The 6,491-nt window shown below is 54.4% G+C and carries 6 protein-coding genes; 4 read left to right on the top strand and 2 right to left on the bottom strand.

Annotated features, from left to right (window positions below; all coding sequences use genetic code 11):
• The coding region (locus IK012_RS11985) for a carbohydrate-binding domain-containing protein (protein WP_290954935.1) at positions 1 to 1,433 on the bottom strand (1,433 nt) is incomplete at its 3' end.
• Positions 1,434 to 1,888: 455 nt separating this feature from the next.
• Here IK012_RS11985 and cysS point away from each other — a divergent pair.
• From cysS to IK012_RS11970, 3 genes are all read left to right on the top strand, one after another.
• Positions 1,889 to 3,343 carry a cysteine--tRNA ligase gene (gene cysS / locus IK012_RS11980; RefSeq protein WP_290954933.1) on the top strand — a complete coding sequence of 485 codons (1,455 nt, stop codon included), beginning with the start codon at positions 1,889 to 1,891 and terminating at the stop codon, positions 3,341 to 3,343.
• Between the two features lie 189 nt (positions 3,344 to 3,532).
• A complete protein-coding gene (locus tag IK012_RS11975) occupies positions 3,533 to 4,189 on the top strand; it encodes an MBL fold metallo-hydrolase (protein WP_290954931.1) in 657 nt (218 codons plus the stop codon).
• A gap of 61 nt (positions 4,190 to 4,250) precedes the next feature.
• A complete protein-coding gene (locus IK012_RS11970; protein WP_290954929.1) occupies positions 4,251 to 5,450 on the top strand; it encodes an acyltransferase in 1,200 nt (399 codons plus the stop codon).
• 19 nt (positions 5,451 to 5,469) lie between these two features.
• Here the strand turns inward: IK012_RS11970 and IK012_RS11965 are convergent, their stop codons facing one another.
• A complete protein-coding gene (locus tag IK012_RS11965) occupies positions 5,470 to 5,736 on the bottom strand; it encodes a hypothetical protein (protein ID WP_290954927.1) in 267 nt (88 codons plus the stop codon).
• A gap of 27 nt (positions 5,737 to 5,763) precedes the next feature.
• Here IK012_RS11965 and gmk point away from each other — a divergent pair, with 27 nt between their 5' ends.
• On the top strand, positions 5,764 to 6,327 hold the full coding sequence (gene gmk, locus IK012_RS11960; protein WP_290954925.1) for a guanylate kinase: 564 nt from the start codon (positions 5,764 to 5,766) through the stop codon (positions 6,325 to 6,327).
• Positions 6,328 to 6,491 lie beyond the last annotated feature (164 nt).

Below are 6,491 nucleotides of genomic sequence, written 5' to 3'. Positions count from 1 at the left end.
CTAATGACGATATTGCCACTGCTTTCACTGAACATGGCCATGGAACTGTTGGGGTTCTTGGGACCGCCTGCAGCGTTCCAGCCATCGTTGGTCGCAAACACGGAGGTCACACCGCCTTCAGCGAAAATCTCATAGGCTTCAATGGCTTCGTAAGACGTAGTGACGTTGACCGTCGAGCCCTTCAAATAAATAGCGGAATCCGCATGAATGCCTTTCTTCTTGGCGCTGATTTCGACATTGCCGTCGTTCATGTAAACGCGCCAATGAGTGTGCAAGGCATCGTCATCCGCTTTGATGTTGATGTCGCCGCCATTGACATAGATGAATTTTTCAGCCGCGAGGCCCTTGTCGGTAGCCGTAATCTTGATTTTAGACGCTTCCGTCGAATCGTTCACGACAACGTAATTCGCAGCGCTGACGCCGTCATCGCCAGCCTTAATCGTAATGTTGCCGCCTGTAATCTTCACGATGCCCTTGTTTGCCACCGTGTCCTTGAATACAAATTCATTTCCCTTTCTTTCTTCTACGCATTCGTCGCTTTCGAGACCATCGCCTTTTTGAGCAGTGATGTTCAGGGTGCCGCCCGAAATCTCGAGGCTGCCCTTGCCCTTGATGCCGTTTTCCGGAGCCGTAACGGTGATATCGCCGTTCTTGATCTTGAGATCGTTGGTGGACTGGATGCCGTTCTTGAACTTGGCCGTAACGGTAAGTTTGCCCGCACCCTTGATGTTCATGTCGTCCTTGGAGTAGATCACGGCCTTCGACGTATCCTGCTTCCCGCCGACGTTCGTAAACGCATGGCTGCCGTTACCGTCTTCCAGGACGTTGGTTGTGCCCTTCACCAGGTGGATCACCGCCTTGTCGGCGTTCTTCACGAGGATGGGGGAATTGGAACTCTTCAGCGTCACGTTGTGCAGGTAGATGCCGGTATTGCCTTCCTTCTCGGCCGCCGGGGTGTTCACCACCACCTGGAAGTCGGAAGATTCACCCGTCACGTAGTAGGCGCCCGGGCACGTGATGGTAGCAGCCTTGTCCGCCACCTCGACACAGCCGTTGTTATTTTCCACGGTGGCCGTGGTACCAGAAACCTTCAGAAGGATCTGGGAACCATCGAGCGTTCTCGCATCCTCGTTGTCGTTTTCGTCTTCACTGGAAGAACTCCACACGGGGGGGGTTATGGTCGAGCTGCTGGAAAGACCAGGGAACACAAGCGAACTGCTGGATTCCACGGGAAGCACAGTCGAACTGCTCTGGTCCACAGGAAACATAAACGAGCTGCTGGATTCCACAGGGAATTGGATGATAGCACTGCTGGATTCCGTAGGAAGAAAAGCCTCGCTGCCAGAATCTGCAACCGGATTACCCTCTTCAGAACAGGCGACAAGGCCCAAAACTGCAGATACGGTAAATACAGATAATTTGATTATCTTCATAAATCACACTCCATTTGATAACAATATAATTTCTATTCCTTTTTTTCAGGCATTTTTTTGGTAAAATCCGTTGAACTAAAAAACATCATTGCTCGAAAAATCGGGAGTTTTCGTTCCGCCCGTTACTCTACGTTCCAAAACTTGCAGATTGCCGTTCTTTCTGTAAAAATCTTTTTTCACATTGTACTGCGTTTTATCATACAAACTAAAATTCGCCAGGGACCATACGGATGGATGAAAAAATTATGGCATCCGAACCGACAACCCCAAAATGCAGGTAAGAAGTTTTCGCGCATTACTCGCCTTGCTCACTTTTTTTATATTGGCGCCCTCCGGAACGCATATAGCTAGGCTCGGTCATACCAATCGGCACAAGTGCCGTTGTCACGACTCTCGCCTTTTTTTATATTTGGCCGCGTTCGGCGCAGGTCGCGCTGATTTAACCGGAGGCAAAAATGGCTCTACAGTTCTACAACACCGCATCGCGCAAGAAAGAAGTATTCACTCTCCCGGAAGGCGTCCCCGCCGTGCGCATGTACTGTTGTGGCCCGACGGTGTACCATTTCGCCCACATCGGCAACCTCCGCACCTACATTTTTGAAGACTTCCTGGTCCGTACGCTGAACTACTACGGCTACAAGGTGAACCACATCGTGAACATCACCGACGTGGGCCACCTCACGAGCGACGCCGACTCCGGCGACGACAAGATGGAAAAGGGAGCCGCCCGCGAAGGCAAGTCCGTCTGGGACATCGCGAAGTTCTACACCGACGCCTTCATGGCCGACTGGCACCGCCTGAACATCCAGGAACCGACCCGCTGGACGCCTGCCACGCAGCACATCCAGGAACAGATTGAACTGGTGAAGACCCTCGAAGAAAAGGGCTACACCTACCGCACATCCGACGGCATCTACTTCGACAGCCTCAAGTTCCCGCGCTATGCCGACTTCGCCCGCCTCGACGTGGAAAACCTCCGCAAGGGCAGCCGCATCGACATGGGCGAGAAGCACAACGCCACCGACTTCGCACTGTGGAAGTTCAGCCCGAAGGACAAGAAGCGCGCCATGGAATGGGATAGCCCGTGGGGTGTCGGCTTCCCCGGCTGGCACATCGAATGCTCCGCCATGGCCATGAAGTACAACGGCCCCACGCTCGACATCCACTGCGGCGGTACCGACCACATCCGCGTGCACCACACGAACGAAATCGCCCAGAGCGAATGCGCCAACGGCGTCCCGTTCGCCCGCTTCTGGATGCACGGCGAGTTCCTCCGCACCGCTAGCGAAGAAAAGCTCGAAGACGGCACCACCGAACAAAAGTTTGGCAAGATGAGCAAGTCCAGCGGCGAGTTCCTGACGGTCTCGCTCCTGATGGACCGCGGCTTCAACCCGCTCGACTACCGCTTCTTCGCCATCGGCAGCCACTACCGCAACTACCTGAACTTCACGTGGGAAGCTCTGGAAGGTGCCAAGGAAGGCCTCAAGAGCTTGCACAAGAAGACGGACCCGCTGATCGGCAAGGCTACCGCTATCGAAAGCGATGCCGCCAAGGCATTCCAGAACGAATTCAAGGACGCCATCGGCGACGACCTGAACATGCCGCGTGCACTCGGCATCATGAACACGATGCTCAAGAGCGATATCGACGACGGCGAGAAGGCCGCCCTGGTCGCCGACTTCGACAAGATCTTCGGATTGAAGCTCGACCAGCCGCGCGAAGAATATGCGAAGAAGGGCGTGGGCGACGGCATCGACACCGCCAAGATCGAAGCCCTGATTGCCGCCCGCAAGGAAGCCCGCGCCAACAAGAACTGGGCCGAGAGCGACCGCATCCGCGACGAACTCGCCGCGATGAACGTGGTCATCAAGGACTCTAAGGAAGGCTCGACCTGGGAAATCAAGGCGTAACAACTACTTTGTTCGCAATCAAAATGCATTAAACAAAGGGGTTACATACCAAACCGCATTTTCGCAGGTTTTAGTATGTAAAAATCATTCTTTCTGAAGCCTAAAACATTAAGTTTTTAGGCTTTTTCTCTTGTGGTATGTAAGGTTTGCCTTCCGCCTGAAAAAAGGAACATTTCTATATTGTCTTGTATGGTTATCAAGCAATTTGTCGTGAACCCCTTCGGCGTGAACTGCTTTGTGCTGAGCAACGATAACGGCGATGCAATCCTGATTGACCCGAGCGTCTCGGACGAGCAGGAAGAGGAAGCCCTCGCCCGTTACATCGAGAAGAACGGCTTGACCGTGCGTCGGCTCCTGAACACGCACCTGCACCTGGATCACGTGCTGGGCAACGCCTTTGTCGCCCGCAAGTATGGCGTGCAGCCCGAAGCTCACGAAGAAGACGCCTTCCTGCTCGATTTGCAAGAGGAACAGAGCGACATGTTCGGGCTCCCGATGCGGGAACATTCGCCCAGGCTCGGCAACTACCTTGCCGAGGGCGATGCCGTCGAGGTTCCGGGCATCAAGTTGCAGGTTTTCCACATCGCAGGGCACTCTCCCGGCGGCATCGCGTTTTACTGCGAAAACCCGGGCGAAGTCAACGGGCAAAAGGATGTTCCTCCCCTGCTGTTCCCGGGTGACATCCTGTTCGCAGGCAGCCGCGGGCGCAGCGATTTGTTCGGCGGGGACGAAGAAGCCCTCGTCAGCGGAATCAAGAGCAAACTGCTTTCGCTTCCGAAAGAGACGGTCGTATTCCCCGGACACGGACCCATGACGACGATTGGGGATGAGAGGAGATGGTATTAATCGGTGATGCCCCCGGAACAAGTCTGGGATAGGCTCTAGCCGGGATGACAAGCGGGTAGGAATGGGCAACGGGACTGCAAGAATTGGGTGGATAGACGAGTTCAAGGGATTCGTCCTTTTGCTCGTGTGCCTCTTCCATGTGGAGCAGGCGTTCCCGCAGGCGCACATGAACATGATCCACCTGAGCGCGATGCGCATGTCGGCCTTCTTCTTCATTTCGGGAATGCTTTTCAGCACACGGCGCTTCAGCGATTTCAAGAGCTACTTTATCCACAAGACGCGCGTCCTGCTTGTCCCCTACATCCTGCTTTCGCTGCTGTTCCTTGCGCTAGACCCGGTGCTCTACAATTTCGCTTTGTTCCCGAAGGCGCCGCGCATGACCATCATGAACATCCACCCGCATATCGCAAGCGTGTGGGACTACATCTACTGGAACCTCGCAAAGATTTTCGTGGCGGGGAAATCCTCCATCGGGTCGGGCCCGCTGTGGTTCGTGTTCACGCTTTATTCGGTGAGCCTGATATTTTACGGGGTACAGGGTTTTGCAAACGCCATTTCGCAGATTTCAAGCAAGCATCGCCGCAACAAGTCCGGAAAGGCAAAAGCGGACGACGAGACGGCAAGCAAGATAATCATCGCCATTACCGCAATCGCAAGCCTCGCGGGAGGCTGGCTCCTGTACAGGCACCACATCCGGCTGCCGTTTGGAATCGAGCGCGACCTCACCGTGCTGTTCTTCTTCGCCAGCGGTTACATCAGCAAGGGAATCATCCAGAAGCGCCTCTGCAACAAAGGTAAAAACCGCATTCCCTGGAGCCTCGTCGTAGCCACATCCGCCACGTCGTTCATCCTCTACGCGGCCACCGAAATTCCGGACCCGAACTTCAGCATCATGAACAACGACCTCGGCAAAAGCCTGCCCCTGTTCCTTGCAAGTTCCGCATTCGGCATCATCGGGCTTTTGACCGCCTTTATCGCCGTAGACCGGATTCCCGACATCCTGCCGCTTCGAATAGTCAAGGGAATCCTCCGCAACATCTCGCGCAACGCGCTCGTGATTCTCGCCGTCCACTGGTACATCCTGCTCGTGATGCGCCTGCTGTTCCGGGCCTCCATCAACAAGCCGGGCACCGCCTACCTTTCCATCGCGATTGTCACCACGGGCGTCATCGTCGCCATCCCGCTATTCCGCTGCAAGCTGTACAAACTGCTCGGCAAAGAAAAAATCAGCGTAAGCGAAAGCCTGAGCATCGAAAAATAGCGGGACACTCATCCGGCTATTAGAGGTAGCTCTTGTTCATGCGCGGGACTTCCGCCTCGTGCTGCTTCTTCGGCACGAACACCTTGATGGCATAGACGTTCTGTTCCGTCTCCGCCACGATGTCGCCTTCCTGCAGGTCCTCGTACAGTTCTATTTCAATTTCCACGCCGTCACGTGCAATGCAGCGTACCGAACGGGCCGTGAGTTCCTCGCGCAGAAGCGGGACATCGACGACCTTCTTGTATGTACCATGATGTGTGGTTCCGAGAATCCTGTTGCAAAACATGCCCCAAATTTAACTACATTTTGCCACATGAGAAACAAGCTTTTCGTGATGAGCGCCGCTAGCGGCGCAGGCAAGACCACCCTCAAGGACAAGGTCATCGGCGAATTCCCGGACATCGTATATTCCATCTCGGCAACCACGCGCAAGCCCCGCGAGGGCGAAATCGACGGCGTGCACTACTTCTTCAAGACGAAGGAAGAGTTCGAGCAGATGATCAAGGACGATGCGCTGGTGGAATACAACCTGGTGCACGGGAACTACTACGGCACGCCCAAGTTCTTCGTGGAAGACATGCTCCGCCAGGGCAAGCGCGTCCTGTTCGACATCGACGTGTTCGGCAAGGTGAACTTCGACAAGGTCTACCCCGAGGCGACCGGCATCCTCATCCTCCCGCCGAGCGAGGAAGAACTCGAACGCAGGCTCCGCGGACGCGGCACCGACTCCGAAGAAGTCATCCAGACCCGCCTCCACAACGCGAAAAAAGAGATGGAATTCGCGAAAACACAGGGGAAATACGAGTTCACCATCGTGAACGACGACCTCGAAAAAGCCGCAAACGAGCTCCGGGCCATCCTGAAAAACAAGGATTAAGGCGGGAAAACGCCCTCGGACCAGGGTCCTACGCCTTCGGCAAAAAACGAGAATTTTTGGCGATTTTAATCAGAAATCGCCAATTTTTACAATTTCTTGTGTTAATTTGTATGTAAAAGACGGAAAAATTTACATTTCCGTCCTTTACACACAAAAGGTTTATT

The organism is Fibrobacter sp., from assembly GCF_017551775.1.
In the GTDB taxonomy this organism is placed as follows: Bacteria; Fibrobacterota; Fibrobacteria; order Fibrobacterales; family Fibrobacteraceae; genus Fibrobacter.
The sequence above is the reverse complement of the archived record's forward strand: the minus strand, read 5'-3'. Positions and strand labels throughout refer to the sequence as shown.